Below are 19,725 nucleotides of genomic sequence, written 5' to 3'. Positions count from 1 at the left end.
ATCATCATGAATCGTAAGCAAAAATCATAATGTAAACAAGTGTAAAAATGAGCTTAAGCAAGGTGCTTGCATCACATCTTCCAATTGCCAAGATACTCACAAAAGCGGACAGAAATACACTTTGACTAGAACACATGCGAACATTACGGCGCGGCGCACTAGACAAAATCTAAATATTCATATATAGTATTTGATTTGTGCGCGAGTCGCGAATGCTTCTCGGGCAGTTGCCACTTTAGCTCAGTCGGTAGAGCGTCTCACTCGTAATGAGAAGGTCGACAGTTCGATTCTGTCAAGTGGCTCTTAAAAATCCATTTTTTGCCTGTTTAGGCGATTTTGCGCGAGTGGCGGAATGGTAGACGCGCAGGATTTAGGTTCCTGTGTCTTACGACGTGTGGGTTCAAGTCCCATCTCGCGCACATTTTGTAGTTTAATCACAAGTCTATTGCCGCTACTAATCGCAAGATACAATCACAACTCAAGTCGCGAGCTAAAATCACAAACTCAAGTCACAACTATTTAACAAACATAGCTTTTAATTCAGGCAAAAGCGCTCTTAGCGCACTTCCGCGGTGAGAAATCGCATTCTTTTCTTGCTGACTAAGTTGCGCGCTAGTTAAATCGTGCATTTGAACACCATCCCTAATAGGCTGATCGTTTGGCACAAAAAGTGGATCGTAGCCAAAACCATTGCAACCTCTAGGCTCGCGAATCAAGCACCCAACCATCTCTCCCACGCGAACAGTCTCAAAACCGTTGTTTTTCCACATAGCGTTTTCAAGATCCGCATCAACGCAGCCTTTAGGAACAGCAAGAGCCGCAGCACAACGGAATCGCGCTGTTCGGCATTGATCTGGAATATCTTCTAGCTGCTTAAGTAAAAGCGCGTTATTTGCCTTGTCATCTCCATGAACACCACTCCAACGAGCAGACAATATGCCTGGAGCCGCGCCCAAAACGTCTACAATCAAGCCAGAATCATCCGCTATTGCTGGCAATCCAGTTCTTGCAGAAACGTCTCTAGCTTTAATCAGCGCATTTTGCTCAAAAGTCACACCTGTTTCTACTGGGTCTGGAAGTCCAAGAGAGCCAGCAGTAACAAGCTCAATATGCTCCGATATTTCCGCAAACTCTTCGTTAAGAATCCGCTTAATTTCAACGAGTTTACCCTCATTATGCGTTGCCACAACAAGTTTCACGCTCGCAACTCCTTAATAATTTATCGAATAAACAGATATAAACAGATATAAGCTTCTATAAACTTCTATTTAATTTTGACTTAATTTTGACTTAAAGCTGCGCGCTGAGCCGCTTGAAGCTCGCGATTGCCTTTGGCTGCCAAATCAAGCAAGACGTTAAGCTCATCGCGATTAAACGGACGATGCTCCGCTGTGCCTTGAATCTCAATAAAATTGCCCGAACCAGTCATAGCAACATTCATATCTGTCATAGCTTGACTATCTTCTACATAAGGCAAATCAAGCATTGGAGTGCCATTAATAACACCTACAGAAACAGCGGAAACGGAGTCTTTAAGAACGTTTTTAGCACTGCGAATATGCTTGTGCTTTTCGGCCCAATTTAGCGCGTCTACAAGAGCAACATATGCGCCTGTAATCGAAGCTGTGCGCGTGCCGCCATCTGCTTGAAGAACATCGCAATCAATTTGAATAAGGCACTCGCCCATTGCCTTCATGTCTATAACGCCCCTAAGGCAACGACCAATAAGTCGACTAATCTCGTGCGTGCGTCCGCCGATTTTTCCCTTAACAGACTCGCGATCGGTGCGCTCGGCAGTGGCCCTTGGAAGCATTGAATACTCGGCTGTAACCCAACCTAAACCAGTGTCTCTCCTCCAGCGCGGAACGCCAATAGTAAAAGTGGCAGTGCACATAACGCGCGTGTTTCCGCACTCAATAAGAACGGAGCCTTCTGGCACGTTTGTAAAATTGCGCGTGATTTTTACTGGTCGCAACTCGTCTACATCTCTGCCATCAAAGCGAATAGGTTTTACAGATTCCAACATATCCTTAATTTGAGCCATAACTCAACAATTTAGCACGCGGCATTAACTAGCACGTGGCATTAATCTTGAGCAAAATCGCGATGCAAAAAGTGTGGTGCTTTTGTATCAAATCTGCTCGCTAAGCTCAAGCCACTCTTCTTCTAACGCGCTAGATTCGCTTTGATTCGCCTGCAACTTCTCGTTAAGCTCTTGCAAGCCAACAAAATCGCTAGGATCGTGGCTTGCCATTTTTTGCTCAATCGCACTTTTTTCTTCTTCAAGCTTTTCTAGTTTGCGCTCTATTGCCGCAACTCTTCTTGTAGCATCATAGTACGCTTTTCCGCTTAATTTTGCTTCAGCTTTTTGATTTGACTTTTGATTTGAATCTAATCCAACACCTTCTGCAGACTCCGACTTTGACTCCGACTTACCCCCATATTCTGCCGCAAAATCTGCCTTAGACTCTTGCATATTTGCACGCTCGTAGTCTTCCATAATCTTTAGATACTCATCAACTCCGCCTGGAAGATGGCGAATTTTCCCGTCAATCAACGCAAATTGCTGATCAGTCACTCGCTCAAGCAAGTATCTATCGTGAGACACAACAATCAAAGTTCCTGGCCAAGTGTCTAGTAAATCTTCCATAACGGCAAGCATGTCTGTATCCAAGTCGTTTCCAGGCTCGTCCATTATCAACACATTTGGCTCGTTTAGAAGAATCAAAAGCAATTGCATGCGGCGCTTCTGGCCGCCCGAAAGGTCTGCGATTGGCGTCATAAGCTGCTCTGGCTTAAAACCAAGCCTCTCCATAAGCTGACCAGGAGTCACTTCTTTGCCGTCGATTATGTAGCTTGGCTTATATCGGCTCAAAACTTCTTTGACTTTATATTTTCCAAGCTTTTCCAGCTCTTCTAGGCGCTGAGAAAGGACGGCAAATTTTACAGTTTTGCCAATATTTACATGACCTTTAGTTGGATGCAAAGAGCCGTCGATTATGCCTAAAAGCGTTGATTTTCCAGCACCATTGGCTCCCACTATTCCGAATCGGTCTCCTGGCCCTATTAGCCACGTTTGATTGTCTAAAATCATGCGTCCGCTAATCGTTTTTTGTAATGCTGCACACGTTTCTTTTAATGACGATTCTTCTTGTGATAATGGCGATTCTTGCGATTCTACTTGCGATTCTTCTACAGAAATCGTAACGCTACCATCATGCGTAGGTTGCGAAAATGGCGATTTTACAATATCCGCATCTGCTCCAACAGGCTTTGATGAATCCTCAAAAATTTGCGTAACGTCAATCAAATCAACAACTTGCTTACCAAGACGAGAAGTTGCCATTCTTTTTAGCTCAAGAGTATCTCGCATTGGTGGAACGTCTGCTATAAGCTCGCGAGCTTGCTTAACGTGGAATTTTTGCTTTGTAGAACGCGCTCGAGCACCTCTAGAAAGCCACGCAAGCTCTTTACGAGCCAAATTCCGCCTGCGCTCTTCGCGAACATCCGCCTGGCGTTCGCGCTCAACTCGCTGCATCATGTACGCACTGTAGCCGCCTTCAAACGGGTCGATTGCGCCATCGTGAACTTCCCACATAGAAGAGCAAACTTCGTCTAAAAACCATCTATCGTGTGTAACAAGCAAAAGAGCGCCCTGCCCGTCTTGCCACCTATGCAAAAGATGCTCCGCAAGCCAATGAATTGTAAGAACATCAAGATGATTCGTAGGCTCATCCAAAGCCAAAATATCCCAATCGTGCAGCAGAAGCCTTGCCAAATCCGCGCGCCTGCGCTGTCCTCCAGAAAGCGTGCCAACCTTAGCTTCAAGGTTGATTCCGCCCAAAAGAGACTCCACAATTTCTCGCTGCTTTGAATCTGCAGCCCACTCGTAATCCTGGCGATTTTCTAGCGCAGCCTGGCGAACCGTAGCATTATCGTCTAGCGGATCTCGCTGGCTTAAAATGCCAAATGTTAGGCCATTTCTGCGCGTAACTCTTCCCGAATCTGGGCTAATCACACCTTGAAGAAGCTTTAGAAGAGTGGACTTTCCGTCTCCGTTTTTGCCTACGATTCCTATGCGATCGCCTTCAAAAACGCCTTGAGTTACGTCTTTGAAAATCGTTTTTGTTGCAAATTCAAGGGAAACGTGTTCTAATCCCAAATCATAAGTAGGCATAACTCACAAATATAGCTGTGCTGCTATACCATTCGCAACGACCTGCCTTTTTCGCTTAGAGCGTAGCGCGCTAATGCAAGTCGATTCGCTTTGCACCAAAATTGCAAAATGCTTAAGGTCGTATAGTATTGAATCATGAGTTACGTATCTGAAAATTCTTTACACAATGCTGTGAATCTTGCTGCAACAGACCTATTTACTTTTAGCTACAAGCACATTATTAAGCCGCACTTAGTGTTTAATATTCCGCCAGACGAAGCACATGACCGCATGATCGCATTTTGCAAAATAAGCGAGCGCATTCCTGGATTAATGTGGCTTTTGCGACAAATGCTTGACTACACGGATCCAATTTTACAAACGCAAGTTATGGGAGTAGATTTTGCGAATCCATTTGGCTTAAGCGCAGGACTCGATAAAAACTGCGATTTGTGCACAGTTCTAGACAACGCTGGTTTTGGTTTTGAAACAGTTGGCTCCACAACTGCTCGCCCATGCGCAGGAAATGCTAAGCCTTGGTATCATAGGCTTCCGCAATATGATTCGCTTCTTGTTCATGCAGGTCTTGCAAACGACGGCAGCGAATTTGTGATTCCTAGAGTAGAAAAAGCGTGGACAAATGCTAAAAGCATGCAACTTTCTGTAAGCATTGCGCGAACTAACGATAATCTTGTTGGTGATTTAGACGAAGGCATTGAAGATTATCGCATATCTATGCAGCGCGCAAGCGGAAAAAGCTCGATGATTGAGGTTAATATTTCTTGCCCAAACACTATGGCTGGCGAACCTTTTAGTAATCCAAATGCTTTAGATAAGCTTTTTAGTGTTTTAGATAAAGTTAGCAGACCTCAGCCAACTCTTGTAAAAATGCCTTTGAACTTAAAGGGCGGATGGCCTCAATTTAAGTCTTTGTTAGACATTTTAAGCGCACATAAGGTTGATGGCGTGAGCATTGCAAATTTGCGCAAGAATAGAGATGGACTAGACATTCCTGCAGATTGGAAAGGTGGAATCTCAGGGGCTCCAACATTTGCCGCAAGCAATGAGCTTATTAAGCGAACTAGAAGAGAGTTTGGGTCTCGCTTTGCAATTGCTGGAATTGGTGGCGTATTTACACCAAAACAAGCTTATGAAAAGATTCGAAGCGGAGCCGACTTGGTTATGTTCGTTTCTTCGCTTATGTACAGAGGCCCTCAACAAATTACAACGTTAAAGCGCGGTCTTGCAAAGATTCTTAGAAAAGACGGCTTTAATAGTGTTAAGGATGCTGTTGGAGTAGACGCGCTCTAGGCGAGTCACACTAGTGACATCACACTAGCAACAACACACTAACGAGTTCCGCCAGAATACAAGCTGGAAGTATCGCCACTGCTGGCGTCACCAGAATATTGGTCTTGCCTTCCGTCACCCGTTGCGTAGCGTCCGTTTGTAGTTGCATCTTGTTGCGAGTTTTGATCACCTTGCGAATCCTGAGAGCCTTGTGCACTCTGATCGCTTTGCGAACCCTGGCTTTGCTCTTGAGCTGCCTGCCTGCGCGCTTCTTCTTCCCTATCACGCTGCTGTTGCAACTCATATTGCCTACGCATCTGCTCGCTAGTCAACGGCATTTTTCCGCCAGCCATATACTTTGGATCTGGTTTTCCGTAATCGTTATCCATAGGCGTGTTAGATGCCTTTAGGTACGTATCCATAAACTTTTTCCAAGCAGGCATAGCGATGTAGGTACCATACCATGTGCTGTGGTAGACGCCATTAATGCGCATGTTGTTAAAGCTTTTTTGAACTTCCGCATTTCCAACCGCAATAAACGCAGATACCTTGTTTGGCACAAATCCAGCTGTTGCCATGTAAAAGTCTTCGTTAGTACCAGTTTTAGTAAACGTTTTTCGTCCACCTTCTAGCTGAGCCATATGTGCAACACCAGTTGGCTGAACAACGCCTTGATTAATGGCGTATGCTGCTGTTTGAGCAACCTTCTTTGGTATTGCTTGATGGCAATTAGCGCTAGGAACACGCAAACGCTTACCGTTCTTATCTACTACACGCTTAATAGCTATAGGATCGCATTGAACGCCATTAGCTGCAATTGTTGCATAAACATTTGCCATTGTAAGCGGCGAAGCTTGTACAGCACCAATCAACATAGGAGGATTAAACGAGTTCTTAGAGAACACGTCTTCTTGACCAAGTGGAGAATTGTGATACCCCAACGTTCTAGCTGCTTCCGCAACAGCGCAAAGCTTAAGCTGGGTTCCCATTGCTGCCTGAATAGTGTTATGAGAATGAACAAGACCCATTAAAGGCGTTTCTGGGCTAACACTACCGCCGCCAGAGTTTTGAACAGACCAGCGCCCAATTCCACGATACCTTGCGCAAGAAAAATCGGTATTGTTATAAAGCATGCTTGTTCTTAGAGGCTGATTAATCGACTTTCCAGCAAGCAGCCAAGCAACAATGTTAATTGGCTTCCACGTAGAACCAATCTGCCAGCCTAAACCTCCGCCGTCTCGCTCGTCTACAGCGTAGTTAATCGCAGTGTGTGTAGGGTCTGATTTTGCTGCATCTGTAGCATCGTAAATACGGTTGCTTCCAAATCCAAGAACTTCTCCAGTTCCAGGCTTAATCGCAGCAATCGAAACTTCAAAACCGCTTGGATCGTGGATTGGAACAGTAGCCCTAGCTGTGTCCATTGCAGAAGAGTTTGCAAGAATATCCATTGTTGTGTAAATGTCTAATCCGCCTTCGTTAAGAAGCTTTTGACGCGCAACAGTGGTTTTACCAAACTCGCGAGAATTCAATATTTTTTTAGTAACGTAATCGCAGAAGAATGCAGCGTCTCCAGCAGCTTGGCATCCAACATTTGCAACTTCGTGCTGAATATTAAGCGTATCTTTAATTGGAATTTTTGCAGCATCATCATGCTCTTTTTGGCTTATAAAATTCTGCCTGAGCATTAAATCAAGAACAATATTCCTCTGTTTTTGCGATTCTGGCCAATTTTCTTCTATAGAAGGATCGTACCTTGAAGGATTTTTTGTGATTGCAGCAATCGTTGCCGCTTGAACAAGATTAAGCTTTGCAGCCGTAGTATTAAAGTAACGATGAGCAGCTGTTTCTACACCATAAAGATTGTTACTACCAAATTGTGCAACGTTTAAATAGCCTTGCAAAATCTCTAACTTTGAGTATTTTTTCTCCATTTGAATTGCGATTAGCATTTCTCGCAATTTTCTAGCAACAGTACTTTCTGCAGCATGATATTCCGATATAGGATCGTTATCTTCCTTAGCTTTGATCATAAGAACGTTTTTAACGTATTGCTGTGTTAAAGAAGATCCGCCTTGCATATCTGACTTTTTAATAAATGTTTGCACAAACGCACGCATAACACCTTGAACGTCTACGCCAGAATGTTCAAAGAATCGTCGATCTTCTCGAGCAACCATTGCCTGTTGCATATATTGCGATATTCGCCTAAGTGGTACAACAGTGCGGTTTTGAGCATAAAAAGTTGCAATAACCGTTTTGCCATCGGAAGCGTATAATCGCGATTTTTGAGGCAAGGCAGTAACGTCAAAATCAATACCATCTACCCTAAGAGAAGGCACAACAGACTTAACAACGCTGTTTATGCTCATTACCCCTGGAACAAAGAGAATACTAGAAGCTACACCACCTGCAACACACAAAGTGATGTACGTAAGAAACAGTGCGAGTACTCTACGAGTTGTTAGGGATTTCTTTTTAGGCATGCGTACTATTCTAGAGGCTTGCCTCTACGTTGCGGCACGCAAAAACCGCAATTTACAAGATTTATAAGATTTACGCGATTTGCACGATTTATCTTTCTGCTCGGCGAATCAACATTCCAGGCTCGTAAATAATAATCGACCTTCCATGTCTTTTAATCCAACCTCTTTGCGCAAAATCCATCAACGCTTTATTAACTGTTTCTCTAGAAGATCCAACCAATTGCGCAAGCTCTTCTTGAGTTAAATCGTGAGGAACAAGCACGCCTTCTCTAACAGGCTCTCCAAATCTAGAAGCAAGGTTCAAAAGCGTTTTTGCTAATCTTGCTGGAACGTCCATAAAAACAAGATCAGAAATATGCTCGTTGTTTGCTCTTAAGCGAGCAGCTAAAACTTGAAGCATATCTACGGCAACTCGCGGATGATGACCTAACCAGTTAAAAAGCACTTCATTTTCTAGCCACAGCACGCGAGTTTTATCTGTAATAGCAATCGCAGAAGCCGTACGCGGCCCGCCATACGGGTCAAAAACAGGAATCTCCCCAAGAATTTCCCCATGCGTGTGAATGCTAAGCAATTGCACACGATTATCTCTAGAATGACGAACGAGCTTAACGCGTCCGCGCTCCAAAAGATACATGCGGCGATCCGTATCTCCTTCGTTAAAAATCGCCTGCCCCTTAGAAAAAACCGACTCATGCAAGTGTTCTAGCAGCTCCCTCGCTTGGTCTAGTGGCACTTGCTTAAATAACGCTGTATGCGTTAATGGAAGGTCTTCCGCATAGGGCTTATCTGGCTTAATTCTTACCACAATCAGCCTCCAATGTGTTTTAAGGATATTCTACGAAATACCCATGGCATCTAAACACCACGCGTTTTCGTAGCAAACTTCTTCCCACTTTTTATATCTACCAGAGCCTCCGCCGTGGCCACCTTCTGTTTCAATGCGCGCAATCGCATCCGCTCCAGCCGCTTGCAATCGCGCAAGCCACTTAAGCGGCTCCGTAACAAGAACGCGAGTGTCGTTAATCGAAGACGTTATAAGAATCTTTGGAAACTCACTTGCATCGACGTGTTCAGGCACATTCTCGTAAGGCGTATACGACTTTAGATACGCGTAATCTTGCGCATTGTGCAACGGGTCTCCCCACTCGTCCCACTCGGTAACAGTAAGCGGCAGTGAGTCGTCCAACATAGACGTAAGCGCGTCTACAAAAGGAACGTCCGCTTCAATTCCTGCATAGCATTGCGAAGCCATATTTGCCACAGCTCCCATAAGAAGACCGCCCGCGGAACCACCATTTGCAACAGTCTGATTCGCATCAGCATAACCTGCTTGTTGCAAAGCGCGCGTAACATCTACAAAATCTTCAAAAGTGTGTTTTTTATTGCGCCGCCTGCCATTCTCATACCACGCGCGACCCATTTCTCCGCCGCCCCGAACATGCACTTGAGCAAAAAGCACGCCTCTGTCTAACATGCTTAAACGCGCAACAGAAAAATACGGATCGCTGCTAATCTCGTACGCTCCGTAAGCGGTTATAAACATTGCATTTGTTTTTGCAACAGCGTCTTTTTTCCACACTAGCGAAACTGGCACGCTCTCGCCGTCTCGAACTTTAACCCACACTCGTTTTTCTGCGTAGTTGTTTTCGTTAAAATCGCCTAAAATTTTCCCGCGCTTAAGTAAAACGCTTTTACCTGTTGCTGGGTCTAGTTCTTTTAACGCTCCAAGAGTTGCGTAACTTGAGCAAGAATAACGTATTTTTGGCGCTTCATAACACGGATTTCCCGTTGCTCCAATAAGACTGATTCGACTATTTTTTGCTTGTTCAAGACTTATTTTAGACAATTCTTTGCGAGCGCTAGCGGAACGGAAGCTTCCGACTTTTGCGCAAGAATCGCAAGAAACTAACGAATCGCAAGAATCCGCAGACTCGCAAGAATCTTCCACAAACCCATCTTCTTTTACAAGGCGGAATCTCCATGGGCAGCCTGCCTTAAAATCTTCAACAGCATTGCTTTTAGTCATAACTGCTAATTGAGGCAAGCCATTCGCACGGAAAGAAAGAGCAACGTAGTTTTTATAAACGCTTAAACCATCTACGCTCAAGCCGCGCAAACCTTGCAAAATCTTAGGATTTTTGCTGTTGTAATACGGCGCACTAATGGCCTTTTTACTCGCGCCTTTTTCTATTAAATCGCCATTTTGGCATCCGTATGGAGACCCTTGCGCAACACAGATGCCTTCGCCAATATTAAATGGCATTGAATCCGCAGAGTGCTTCCGCAAATCTATAACATCAATTTGAAAATTAGGATTTTTAAGATTGTGGCTTACAAACATTAGTGGAATGTCTTTGCCATCTTCTCCAGAATTCTCAAAGCACGCAAACGAAACGTCGTATTCCACGTTTTCTATAGGCTTAAGCACCATTCTAAAATCGCCTTCTGGAGTGCTTAGAGGCAGCATTAACACGCGTGAAGTGGTTTTAGAACTGCTGTTTATAATAACGCTTCGCTCGTCGAAGCTTTCGTACACGCTAACAAAAAAGCGTTCGTCTAAATCTTCAAAAACTTTAACGTCATTTTCTACACTTGTTCCAACCCTATGCCTAAATACTTGATATGGTCGCCAAGCGCTGTCTAAAGTTACGTAGAAAACCCATTTTCCATCTGGCGTTAAAAGCGCGGAAGATACGCCTTTGATGCAATCCGAAAGTGTTACAAAACTGTTGTTATAGCGAGTGTTGTAATCGCCACTTTCGCCACCATTTTCTTCAACATTTTTGCAATCAAAGCCGCCACTTTTGCCATTAAAATCGCCACTTTTCTCCGAGCAAAAATCGCGAATATAAAAGTCAAATCTTTCATCACCCTTAGAGTCAACTCCAAACAGCATTCGACTTCCGTCTAAGCTAATATCCATTCCGCCAAGCTGAAAGAATCCGCCATTAAAACGGTTAGCTTCTATATTCGCATCAAAAATAACCTCTTCGCGTGGCGTTTGACCAGCATGCGCGCGCTCATCTATAACGGGTGGATTCCAATCATCTTCGCTCTTAATTTTCATACGGCATTGAACGCCATATTGTTTGCCTTCTTCTGTTCTAACGTAATACCAATAGCCGTCCATGCGCGTTGGAACCGACATATCTGTTTCTTGAACACGACTTTTTAGCTCGCTAAACAAATGTTTACGTAAAGGCTCTAAACTAGAAACGCGTTTGCTAGTGTACTCATTTTGAGCGTCAATATAATCACGCAACTCCTTGGATTTAGTGTTATTCATCCATGCATATTCGTCTACGAATACATCGTTATGAAACTTACGAACGTAGTCAACTCGTTTTGCAAGAAGTGGCTTTTTAACAGTATTAAAATCACTATTAACAGTATTAAAATCACTAACTTTTAGCGAACTATCTTCCATTTATAACCTTTACAACCTTTATTATCTTTACAATCTTAACAACACTTACAACTACAACACTTAAAACACTTAAAACACTTAAAACACTTAAAATCAGTCTTTGATTAAAATCACGCTTTGCTATTAACAGAATCAGCAATAAACGGAATCATAATATCTTCCAGCAAATTGCCATTTTGAGCAGCAAAGAATGGAACACCTTCAAAAGTACCAGCAGCACCCTTAGCTTCAACAAAAATACCATTGCAAGTTTTAGCAACTCTAGAAGATGCAAGAGTCACGCCAAAATTCTTAGACATGCTTCGCCTAAAATCAACCAAAGTTGCGTCTTTTTTAAGCTGACGTATGCCAACAGCAAGAACGCGATCTGGGAACTTTTCAATGATTTTTGCATAAGTCGAAGGATCCTTTTGGCCGTCATCTCCAATAAGAATAAATCGCATGTCTGGAAAATCATCCATAAGCTGTTGAGCAAACTCAAGCTTGTGCTGCGGGCCAGTTGGAACAAAAGTCTTAGGACGCGGGTCTAAATCCCTAAGAAGAAGAGGTCCTGCAGGAAAACCCTCGCGCAAAATAAAGTGTCGAATTGAAGCTTCCACATTCCAAGGAGAAGTGGATAGATAAAAGAATGGAGCGCTAGGAATTGAATCCTTAATACGCCTAAAAAAGTGGCTCATTCCATCAACAGCATGCCTATGCTCGGGGTTCATAATAAGCAAATTGTAAGCAGCTCTAAGAGGAGAAGGCGCTTGAGTGACCATAATAGTATCGTCAACGTCGGAAATAATACCTAAAGGCGTTTGCTCCGATATAACAAACATGCTTGCTTCAACAGCATTGCGATTATCAACCGTGTACGAAACCTTGTGTTCGCCTGGCAAAAGCGACCTTTCGGTAACCAAATCCAAGTAACCCGAACAATCCGAAACGCAATACTCTGCGCTGCTGTTATATGCAGAATCTGGCTTATCATACACGGAAGAATCGCCAACCTGCGCCCATTCAACAGCAACATTATCAATACTTAGAGCAACCTTAACGCGAATTGCAGGAACAACAAGCATTGCGTAAATACCGCGCTTTAACGCGGAATGATGTCCATTTTTAGGCGCTAAAACGGTTCGGCAAATCAAGCGTGCGTAGCGGTCGGTACCGTAGCCAATATATGGCTCAACGCTAGGGAACCAGCCAAAATGCCGAGCGATTTTGCCACTTATACGCACCCAAAGTCCAAAGCTAGACGTTGCAAACTTTCTAGCAAATTGAACAATCGGAGGCTTTTTATCTAAGCGCTCTTCGCTAGAAGGAGTATCAAACAGCGTTTCTGTAACACGAACCTGGATCGGAGTGCTACTAACTCTTCTAGATGCAGCAGGCAAATTGCCCTTCAAATTCGCTGCTTTATTAGCGGACTGGTCCATCTGGTTGTTCTCCAACAACTTCCACAACTGTTCCGCGAGGGCAGTTTTCAAACACCCACTTTGCATCTTGCTCATACATGTTTATGCATCCATGAGAACCGTACTTTGCAGGATATCCTTGAGATATACCAACATTGTTCCAAAGAGCTGTGTGGAATGAGATTCCGCCGTTAAAGTAGCTAACCCAAGTAATTCCAGGCAAGAAATACCTAGAGCCGTTTCGGTTAAATCCGCGCATATCTTGCACTCGGTAGCGCAAGTAAATAAAGTACGTTCCGTTTGGCGTTTCGTAATAACCGTTTGAGCCACTGCAAACTGGGAATGTTTTAAGAAGCTGATCGTCTTTGTAAACGCTTATTGTTTGGTTTGACTTGTTAACAACAACTCGCATATCAACAGTCTTTTTTTCGATTCCAAACTTAACAACATTTGTTGGAACACTAAGCTTTGCATCTGCCGACTTTTCTACAGCTTGAACAACTTTATTTGCAAAGTCTTTAGAATACTTAACTTCTATACCATTTTCACCCTTAAGCGTTGTTAATATAAACTTTCCTTGCTTGTTATAGGTGTCTTCTTGGTCTACTTTTTGTTGATTAAGATTCTTAGCAAGCTCTTTAGAAAGCCATGCGTCGGCAGCAGAGGCATCAACCTTGTACGAAATCTTCTTTTTTGCACAATCTGCATCGATCTTAATCCAAGATGCTAAAACAGCCTTTGAAAGCGTAAAATCTTTTGAATCGCCATTATCTAACGTAATTTTTTTAGATAGCAGATTATTGAGTTGATCAACAGTTTTTTGCGCTACATCACGCTTAATTGGAGCTTCTACCCTACGAGAGCCAACCGTAACTTTTACTGTTTTACCAGGATTTTCTAGAACACGCTTAATTGCCTCACGAACTGGCAAAGTTATAATCGTACGGCCTGGAACACCATCTTCTACAACATAAGAGTTAGAAGAAGAATCGAACTTAGCTGTATACGGCATTGCCCTATCTTTTTCGCTAACAAACTTTTTAACAATGTACGCGTCCATGCTTTCGTTGTCTAACTTGGCTTTAAGTCCAACGTTTTCTTGCAACCAAGGCATAAGCATTGTAAACACGTTATTGTGCTTTGCGCGCATAATGTTTTGCACAGTTGCGCTTTTATCTACACTTACCGATAAGTCTTTAAGTGTTTCAACAGAGATTTTTCCAGAATCGTCTTTAATCTCAATCTTTGTGTTTTCAATCGCCCTATTTACAGCATCTGCGACTTTTTCAATCTGCGCGCCCGAAACTTCACTGCTGCCAGCAAAATGCACTCCAGGAGCAACACGGTTACGGAAGTATGCTTGCGACCCTACAAAAGCCGCAACTACAAGTATTAAGAAAATAATAAACGAGTAAAGCAATACAAGCGCAGACTTATTGCCTTTAACACGTTTTTTCGATACTTCAAATTGTTCAGTATCGTCGGATTCAAAAACGCTCATATTATTTTCTTGCGATTCAGACATAACCTTAAACCCCTGCTAGTTCTACGCGCAAACGCACGCTGTAAGTTTATCACTTGCTTAGCATATAAAAATCATATAAATGGCACTAACTCAGCAAACATGCCAATGTCAAAATGTAATTAAGCGCATAATCAAACTCATATTCAAATGCCGCAATCAAGCTCTAATCAAATGCCGCAATGCGTAAAATAACGCAATAAGTGATGAAAATGTAAAGAAATAATCAAATTTTATAAATATTGTCAAAATAATGTCCATATATTAAAGATGTGTGCAAGAATAATAAATATGCCAGATATGCCAATTCAAGCAACAATTGCGTTAATGGTGATTGTTTTTGCGCTAGTTTTTGCGCCATTCGTCATCATGATAGTTACGCGTACCTTGAAGAAGCATCATTTAGCAGAAAAACTGGCAGAAAGGCACGGAGACAGCGTTCACTACGCTTTTATACTAAATCCTTCTAAACCGCAAGCCGAAGAATACAGAAAAAGCATTAAAGAATATTGCGATTGCAACGATTTTACGTACGAAATAATAGATACGCAGCTTAATAAAGACGGGCGCGAATGCGCGTTAGAAGCTTTGAAAAATGGCGCAAATGTTGTTGTTGCTGTTGGCGGAGATGGCACTGTTAGAACAGTTGCGAGCGCAGTTAGCGGAACGAACCACGCAATGGGGATAATTCCAATTGGAACGGGAAATTTGTTTGCGCGAAATATGGGGATTCCTGTAGACGATGTTCAAGCTGCACTAAGAGTGGCAACTAGCCATGGGTCTAGGTTTGTTGACGTTGGTCGCGTTTTTATACTCGATAAACCGTACGAAGACCACGGTCACGCGTTTTTGATTATTGCGGGAATCGGATTCGACGCGCTTATGATAGACGACACTAATCCAGCGTTAAAAAAGAACATAAGCTGGCTTGCGTACTTTGTTGCAGGCGTTAAGCACTTGTTTGCGCCAAAATACCGCGGAGACGTTACTTTTACGCGCAAAGATGGAACGGATTACACATCTAGTGCAATATCTTTCCGCACGCTTATGGCTGGAAATTGCGGTCAGATTCCAATGTTTTCGCTTATGCCAGAAGCCGCTTACGACGATGGCATACTCGACTTTGAGATTATTGACACATCTGGCGGATTAATTGGATGGGCTAACTTATTTGGAGATGTTGTACACCAAACTGTTACTGGAAAAGCGCAACAAAGCCCATTTTCCACAAACTCTAAAATCGATCAATCGCAGGGGCTGGCAGCTACTGTAAAACTTGAGCGATCTGCTCCTGTGCAAGTTGACGGAGATATTTTGGGCTACACAAAACACTTGCGTTTTAGCGTAGATAAAAGAGCATTATGCGTGCGTGTGCCAGAGAGTTTGCAATCTTCTTTAACCCAAAATACCGCCGACTTACGTTAAAATACCATCGCCGTGGCAAAATAAAAAATTATGGTAGCAAAAAATGCGGGATTGCCCGCCACCCCAGAAGATCTAGTAGACGTCGACGCTTTGATTGGCGCTTACTACGATGAAGTTCCAAATTCCAACATTCCAGAACAGCGTGTTATTTTCGGCACGTCTGGTCACCGTGGTTCTGCATTAAAAACTTCGTTTAACGAAGCTCATATTGTTGCAATCACCCAAGCTATTGCAGAGTATCGCAAGAACGCTGGCGTAACTGGCCCTCTTTATATTGGTCGAGATACGCACGCTCTTTCTGAGCCTGCTCAAAAAACCGCTATTGAGGTTTTGGTTGCTAACGGTGTTCACGTTCGCGTGGATTCGCGAGGCGACTTTGTTCCAACACCTGTTGTGTCGCAAGCTATTTTGACGCATAATCGCGCAGCTGATGGCACTCAGCGTTTTAGCGGCGAAGGTTTGGCAGATGGCATCGTAGTAACTCCTTCACACAATCCTCCAACCGACGGTGGTTTTAAGTACGATCCTGTAACTGGTGGCCCTGCCCCCGCAGACGTAACTAATGCGATTGCAAACCGCGCAAACGAATTGCTCGACAATTACAAGTCCATTAAGCGCGTGCCTTTCGAAGAAGCAATCAAGTCTGATTTGGTTGAAGGCTTCGATTACCGCGAACACTACGTTAGCGATTTGGCAAATGTTATTGACTTCGATGTTATTCGCTCTAGCGGAGTTCGTTTGGGAATTGACCCACTCGGCGGCGCAAGCGTAAACTATTGGCCACTTATGAACGAAAAGTACGGCCTGAACATTGGCGTTGTACGTCCAGAAGTTGACCCAACTTGGCGATTCATGACAATTGACCACGATGGCAAGATTCGTATGGATCCAAGCTCCCCTTACGCAATGAAGGGCTTAGTTGATCAGCTTAACGCTGGCGCTTGGGATAAGTACGATTTAGTTGGCGGCACCGATCCAGATGCTGACCGCCACGGTATTGTGTGCCCTAACTGGGGTGTTATGAACCCGAACCACTACATTGCAGTATGCGTGGAGTACTTGTTCGGCGGCGCTCGTCCAAATTGGCCAAAGAATACTGCAATCGGCAAGACGCTTGTGTCTTCTTCTTTGATTGACCGCGTAGCTGCTTCCATTAACGCAAAGCTTGTGGAAGTTCCTGTTGGCTTTAAGTGGTTTGTTGACCCACTCTTTAGTGGCGAAGTTGCTTTCGGAGGAGAAGAAAGCTCCGGAATGAGCTTCTTGCGCAAGGATGGCCGCGTGTGGACCACCGATAAGGATGGCTTGATTCCTGATTTGCTCGCTGCAGAAATCACTGCAAAGACTGGAAAGAATCCTGCTCAGCTTCATCAAGACCAGGTTGCTCGCTTTGGCGAAAGCTGGTACAAGCGCGTAGATACTCCAACCACTCTTGAGCAAAAGCAAAAGTTTGCGGCTCTTAGTGGCAACGACGTTGAAGCGACTAAGCTTGCTGGCGAAGATATTACAGCAAAGCTCACTGAGGCTCCTGGAAACGGCGCTAAGATTGGCGGCTTGAAGGTTACAACTAAGAACAATTGGTTCGCTGCTCGCCCATCTGGTACCGAGAACATTTACAAGGTTTATGCTGAGTCCTTCGTTTCTCCAGAAGCGCTTGACAAGGTGCTTGAGGAAGCTACTGCTGTAGTTGACAAGGCTTTAGCGTAACGCTTTAATTGCGATTAGTTAAAGTTAACTTCGGTTAATCGAAGTTGATTTACGATTAGTCGAAGTTAACAGCTTTTATATATGCGCTGGTTGCTATGCTGCCAGCGCATTTTTTGAAAGGTTTTGCAATGATTGTTGTTTCTACAGACGGATCTGCTCTAGGAAATCCAAACGGATCAATGGGCTGGGCTTGGGCAGACCACATAGACGAAGCGGGCAACGCTCACGAGCACAATCACGCTGGTAACGCGGATGCAGGCGGAGCTACTAACGGCACGAATCAAATAGGTGAATTATGTGCAGTTCTAGAAGCTTTGCGAGCACATCCTGGAAGTGAGCCTTTAACAATCGAAAGCGACTCGCAATATGCGATTAATTGTGCAACAACTTGGATTCATGGTTGGAAAAAGAACGGTTGGAAGAACTCCAAAAAAGAGCCTGTAAAAAACGCAGAACTTATTCGCGCAATTGACGAAGAGATTTGTAAGCGTAAAGGCTCAGTTAAGTTTGTTTGGGTTAAGGGACACGCTGGAAACGCGGGAAACGAGAAGGTTGACGAGCTTGCTAGAACTTATGCCGAAGATTGCCGCAGCAAATTGAAGGATGGATATTTGCCATTAGAAGGGTGGAAATCGTTGATTTCTTCATCATATTCGGATGGCGTTGACGTTCCGCAAGACGCAAAAATGCTATTGGATGGAAAAATTTCTAGTAGCGAATACCACATTGGCAGATGCGTTGGAGAAGATATTAATCCTGATTTTAATGGCGATAATACGCGTGAAACAAGCCGTGAAACAGAGCGTGAAACATTTAGCGATGCCACTAAATACGCAAATAACAACGCTGCTTGCGACTCATCTACGCAAATCATTAATACAAATGACGAATCGAAAGCCATAGAAGAATCAAAAGACACAGACGAATCGCATGAAAATAACGAATCCAAATATAACGAATCCCAAAACAAATCAGAACAAAAATATAAAGCAGTTCCAGGATTGCGCGTATGCGGAACATTGCAATTTACGCCTGCTCCAAACACAAGCCCAAGTTTTAACGGAAATCCACGATTTATAACAGGCACAATACAGTTAAGCGGATACGTTATGCCAGATGGCACTTTTAACTTAGAGCCAACTGAATTTTATATTCAAACAAAAGCTGCAAACAAAACAGAATAAAATCTGAACGCAGACTAATATGTAGTATGTATGAAATAAGTGGCGGTTAGTAAAAATCGCTATAAACACGCTGGTATTTTAGCCACGCCAGCAAGAAAGACAAGAAAGTAGGCACACATGGATAAAGCACAACAGGACGCGCTTAAAAAGGCAGCTGGCATTGAGGCCGCAAAAATCGTACAAAATGGCATGATGGTTGGACTTGGAACTGGCTCTACAGTGCGATTCTTAGTAGACGAGCTTGGCCGCAGAGTTAAAGAAGAAGGCTTAAGCTTTACTGGAGTTACAACTTCTCGCCGCACTCAAGAGCAGGCAGAAGGCTACGGCATTAAGATTCTTGATATTAACGATGTTAACCATATTGACGTTACGATTGACGGATCAGACGAAGTTGATAAGAACTTTAACGGCATTAAGGGCGGCGGCGCGGCTCTTCTTTGGGAAAAGATTGTTGCAATCAACTCCGATCGCATTGTGTGGATTGTGGACGCCAGCAAGGTTGTAGATACAATCGGCAAGTTCCCACTTCCTGTTGAGGTAATTCCATTCGGATCCGCACAAGTGATTCGCAAGTTTGAAAAGCGTGGATACAAGCCAGTTTTGCGTCTTGACGCAGATGGCAAAGAAGTGCGCACAGACGAGAACAACTTTGTTGTTGACTTGCATTTGGAGCGCATTGACCACCCACAAGAGCTTGCTAAAGATTTGATTGAAACTGTTGGCGTTGTTGAACACGGCCTGTTCTTGAACATGGTTGATACTGTGATTGTTGGAGATCCAAACGGTCCTCGCACTCTTACAAATCCAAATAAGTAAGTAGCAGTCTACATAATCTAATATTTAACCAATCATTTCCCGAGAATGTATGTAAAATTAGTTAATTTGCATACGTTTTCGGGAAATTTTTTACAATCTTCAATCGCAATAAGTCAATCGAAATAAAAAAAGCGCTGGAAAATCCAACGCTTTCAAAAGTGTTACGTGCCCAAACGGGCAGGCGCGCCAAACAGCATTACTTACGCTGATGACGAGTCTTACGCAGCAGTTTGCGGTGCTTCTTCTTGCTCATCCGCTTGCGGCGCTTCTTGATGACAGAACCCATCTGAAGCCTCCATTCATATGTAAAGTGTG

At 43.6% G+C, this 19,725-nt stretch carries 14 protein-coding genes and 2 tRNA genes; 7 read left to right on the top strand and 9 right to left on the bottom strand.

The features are described from left to right. Window positions 1-229 precede the first annotated feature (229 nt). Together AC1EKB_RS02460 and AC1EKB_RS02455 are read left to right on the top strand one after the other, a co-directional pair. A tRNA-Thr gene (locus AC1EKB_RS02460) sits at window positions 230-302 on the top strand. 36 nt (window positions 303-338) lie between these two features. Then, window positions 339-419: transfer RNA gene (locus AC1EKB_RS02455), tRNA-Leu, on the top strand. A gap of 96 nt (window positions 420-515) precedes the next feature. Here AC1EKB_RS02455 and AC1EKB_RS02450 read toward each other — a convergent pair. The 3 genes from AC1EKB_RS02450 to AC1EKB_RS02440 form a co-directional block, all read right to left on the bottom strand. Beyond that, window positions 516-1,199, bottom strand: a complete 684-nt coding sequence (locus AC1EKB_RS02450) for a non-canonical purine NTP pyrophosphatase (protein WP_415694589.1) — start codon at window positions 1,197-1,199, stop codon at window positions 516-518. Window positions 1,200-1,279: 80 nt separating this feature from the next. Then, on the bottom strand, window positions 1,280-2,044 hold the full coding sequence (gene rph / locus AC1EKB_RS02445) for a ribonuclease PH (RefSeq protein WP_004112121.1): 765 nt from the start codon (window positions 2,042-2,044) through the stop codon (window positions 1,280-1,282). Window positions 2,045-2,131: 87 nt separating this feature from the next. Beyond that, window positions 2,132-4,177: an ABC-F family ATP-binding cassette domain-containing protein gene (locus AC1EKB_RS02440; protein ID WP_481248756.1), complete on the bottom strand. Its 2,046-nt coding sequence runs from the start codon at window positions 4,175-4,177 to the stop codon at window positions 2,132-2,134. Between the two features lie 135 nt (window positions 4,178-4,312). On the opposite strand from AC1EKB_RS02440, the gene AC1EKB_RS02435 reads away from it, so the two are divergent. After that, entirely contained in the window at window positions 4,313-5,467 is a 1,155-nt protein-coding gene (locus AC1EKB_RS02435) for a quinone-dependent dihydroorotate dehydrogenase (RefSeq protein WP_481248755.1), read from the top strand. Window positions 5,468-5,505: 38 nt separating this feature from the next. Here the strand turns inward: AC1EKB_RS02435 and AC1EKB_RS02430 are convergent, their stop codons facing one another. From AC1EKB_RS02430 to AC1EKB_RS02410, 5 genes are all read right to left on the bottom strand, one after another. Further along, the gene (locus tag AC1EKB_RS02430; RefSeq protein WP_481248754.1) at window positions 5,506-7,929 is read right to left on the bottom strand and encodes a transglycosylase domain-containing protein; all 2,424 of its coding nucleotides are present in this window, start codon (window positions 7,927-7,929) and stop codon (window positions 5,506-5,508) included. A gap of 88 nt (window positions 7,930-8,017) precedes the next feature. Further along, window positions 8,018-8,737, bottom strand: coding sequence for a Crp/Fnr family transcriptional regulator (locus AC1EKB_RS02425; protein ID WP_004131732.1), 720 nt, complete (start codon window positions 8,735-8,737; stop codon window positions 8,018-8,020). 30 nt (window positions 8,738-8,767) lie between these two features. Beyond that, the gene (locus AC1EKB_RS02420; protein WP_481248753.1) at window positions 8,768-11,359 is read right to left on the bottom strand and encodes a S9 family peptidase; all 2,592 of its coding nucleotides are present in this window, start codon (window positions 11,357-11,359) and stop codon (window positions 8,768-8,770) included. A 110-nt stretch (window positions 11,360-11,469) separates the two neighbouring features. Further along, window positions 11,470-12,780 carry an App1 family protein gene (locus AC1EKB_RS02415; protein ID WP_481248752.1) on the bottom strand — a complete coding sequence of 437 codons (1,311 nt, stop codon included), beginning with the start codon at window positions 12,778-12,780 and terminating at the stop codon, window positions 11,470-11,472. Next, window positions 12,764-14,284, bottom strand: coding sequence for a L,D-transpeptidase (locus AC1EKB_RS02410; RefSeq protein WP_481248751.1), 1,521 nt, complete (start codon window positions 14,282-14,284; stop codon window positions 12,764-12,766). The genes AC1EKB_RS02415 and AC1EKB_RS02410 overlap by 17 nt, the downstream gene beginning before the upstream one ends. A gap of 288 nt (window positions 14,285-14,572) precedes the next feature. Between AC1EKB_RS02410 and AC1EKB_RS02405 the strand changes: the two genes are divergently transcribed. The 4 genes from AC1EKB_RS02405 to rpiA all read left to right on the top strand — a co-directional run bounded on the left by AC1EKB_RS02405 (window position 14,573) and on the right by rpiA (window position 19,410). Then, window positions 14,573-15,706 carry a diacylglycerol/lipid kinase family protein gene (locus AC1EKB_RS02405; RefSeq protein WP_415694582.1) on the top strand — a complete coding sequence of 378 codons (1,134 nt, stop codon included), beginning with the start codon at window positions 14,573-14,575 and terminating at the stop codon, window positions 15,704-15,706. 30 nt (window positions 15,707-15,736) lie between these two features. Further along, entirely contained in the window at window positions 15,737-17,410 is a 1,674-nt protein-coding gene (gene pgm, locus AC1EKB_RS02400) for a phosphoglucomutase (alpha-D-glucose-1,6-bisphosphate-dependent) (RefSeq protein ID WP_481248750.1), read from the top strand. Window positions 17,411-17,538: 128 nt separating this feature from the next. Further along, window positions 17,539-18,594: a ribonuclease H family protein gene (locus AC1EKB_RS02395; RefSeq protein ID WP_481248749.1), complete on the top strand. Its 1,056-nt coding sequence runs from the start codon at window positions 17,539-17,541 to the stop codon at window positions 18,592-18,594. Window positions 18,595-18,711: 117 nt separating this feature from the next. After that, window positions 18,712-19,410 carry a ribose-5-phosphate isomerase RpiA gene (rpiA, locus tag AC1EKB_RS02390; protein WP_481248748.1) on the top strand — a complete coding sequence of 233 codons (699 nt, stop codon included), beginning with the start codon at window positions 18,712-18,714 and terminating at the stop codon, window positions 19,408-19,410. A 196-nt stretch (window positions 19,411-19,606) separates the two neighbouring features. Here the strand turns inward: rpiA and AC1EKB_RS02385 are convergent, their stop codons facing one another. Continuing rightward, entirely contained in the window at window positions 19,607-19,696 is a 90-nt protein-coding gene (locus AC1EKB_RS02385; protein ID WP_004268639.1) for a 30S ribosomal protein bS22, read from the bottom strand. Window positions 19,697-19,725 lie beyond the last annotated feature (29 nt).

The organism is Gardnerella sialicivorans subsp. sialicivorans, from assembly GCF_056746795.1.
Note: the sequence above shows the minus strand (reverse complement) of the source record. Positions and strands in the feature narration are given on the sequence as shown.

What these genes read in the sequence shown, in the direction of transcription:
- rph (WP_004112121.1), bottom strand. Translation starts at nt 2,044, where the DNA reads ATGGCTCAAATTAAGGATATGTTGGAATCTGTAAAACCTATTCGCTTT.
- AC1EKB_RS02440 (WP_481248756.1), bottom strand. Translation starts at nt 4,177, where the DNA reads ATGCCTACTTATGATTTGGGATTAGAACACGTTTCCCTTGAATTTGCA.
- AC1EKB_RS02435 (WP_481248755.1), top strand. Translation starts at nt 4,313, where the DNA reads ATGAGTTACGTATCTGAAAATTCTTTACACAATGCTGTGAATCTTGCT.
- AC1EKB_RS02430 (WP_481248754.1), bottom strand. Translation starts at nt 7,929, where the DNA reads ATGCCTAAAAAGAAATCCCTAACAACTCGTAGAGTACTCGCACTGTTT.
- AC1EKB_RS02420 (WP_481248753.1), bottom strand. Translation starts at nt 11,359, where the DNA reads ATGGAAGATAGTTCGCTAAAAGTTAGTGATTTTAATACTGTTAATAGT.
- AC1EKB_RS02415 (WP_481248752.1), bottom strand. Translation starts at nt 12,780, where the DNA reads ATGGACCAGTCCGCTAATAAAGCAGCGAATTTGAAGGGCAATTTGCCT.
- AC1EKB_RS02410 (WP_481248751.1), bottom strand. Translation starts at nt 14,284, where the DNA reads ATGTCTGAATCGCAAGAAAATAATATGAGCGTTTTTGAATCCGACGAT.
- AC1EKB_RS02405 (WP_415694582.1), top strand. Translation starts at nt 14,573, where the DNA reads ATGCCAGATATGCCAATTCAAGCAACAATTGCGTTAATGGTGATTGTT.
- pgm (WP_481248750.1), top strand. Translation starts at nt 15,737, where the DNA reads ATGGTAGCAAAAAATGCGGGATTGCCCGCCACCCCAGAAGATCTAGTA.
- AC1EKB_RS02395 (WP_481248749.1), top strand. Translation starts at nt 17,539, where the DNA reads ATGATTGTTGTTTCTACAGACGGATCTGCTCTAGGAAATCCAAACGGA.
- rpiA (WP_481248748.1), top strand. Translation starts at nt 18,712, where the DNA reads ATGGATAAAGCACAACAGGACGCGCTTAAAAAGGCAGCTGGCATTGAG.
- AC1EKB_RS02385 (WP_004268639.1), bottom strand. Translation starts at nt 19,696, where the DNA reads ATGGGTTCTGTCATCAAGAAGCGCCGCAAGCGGATGAGCAAGAAGAAG.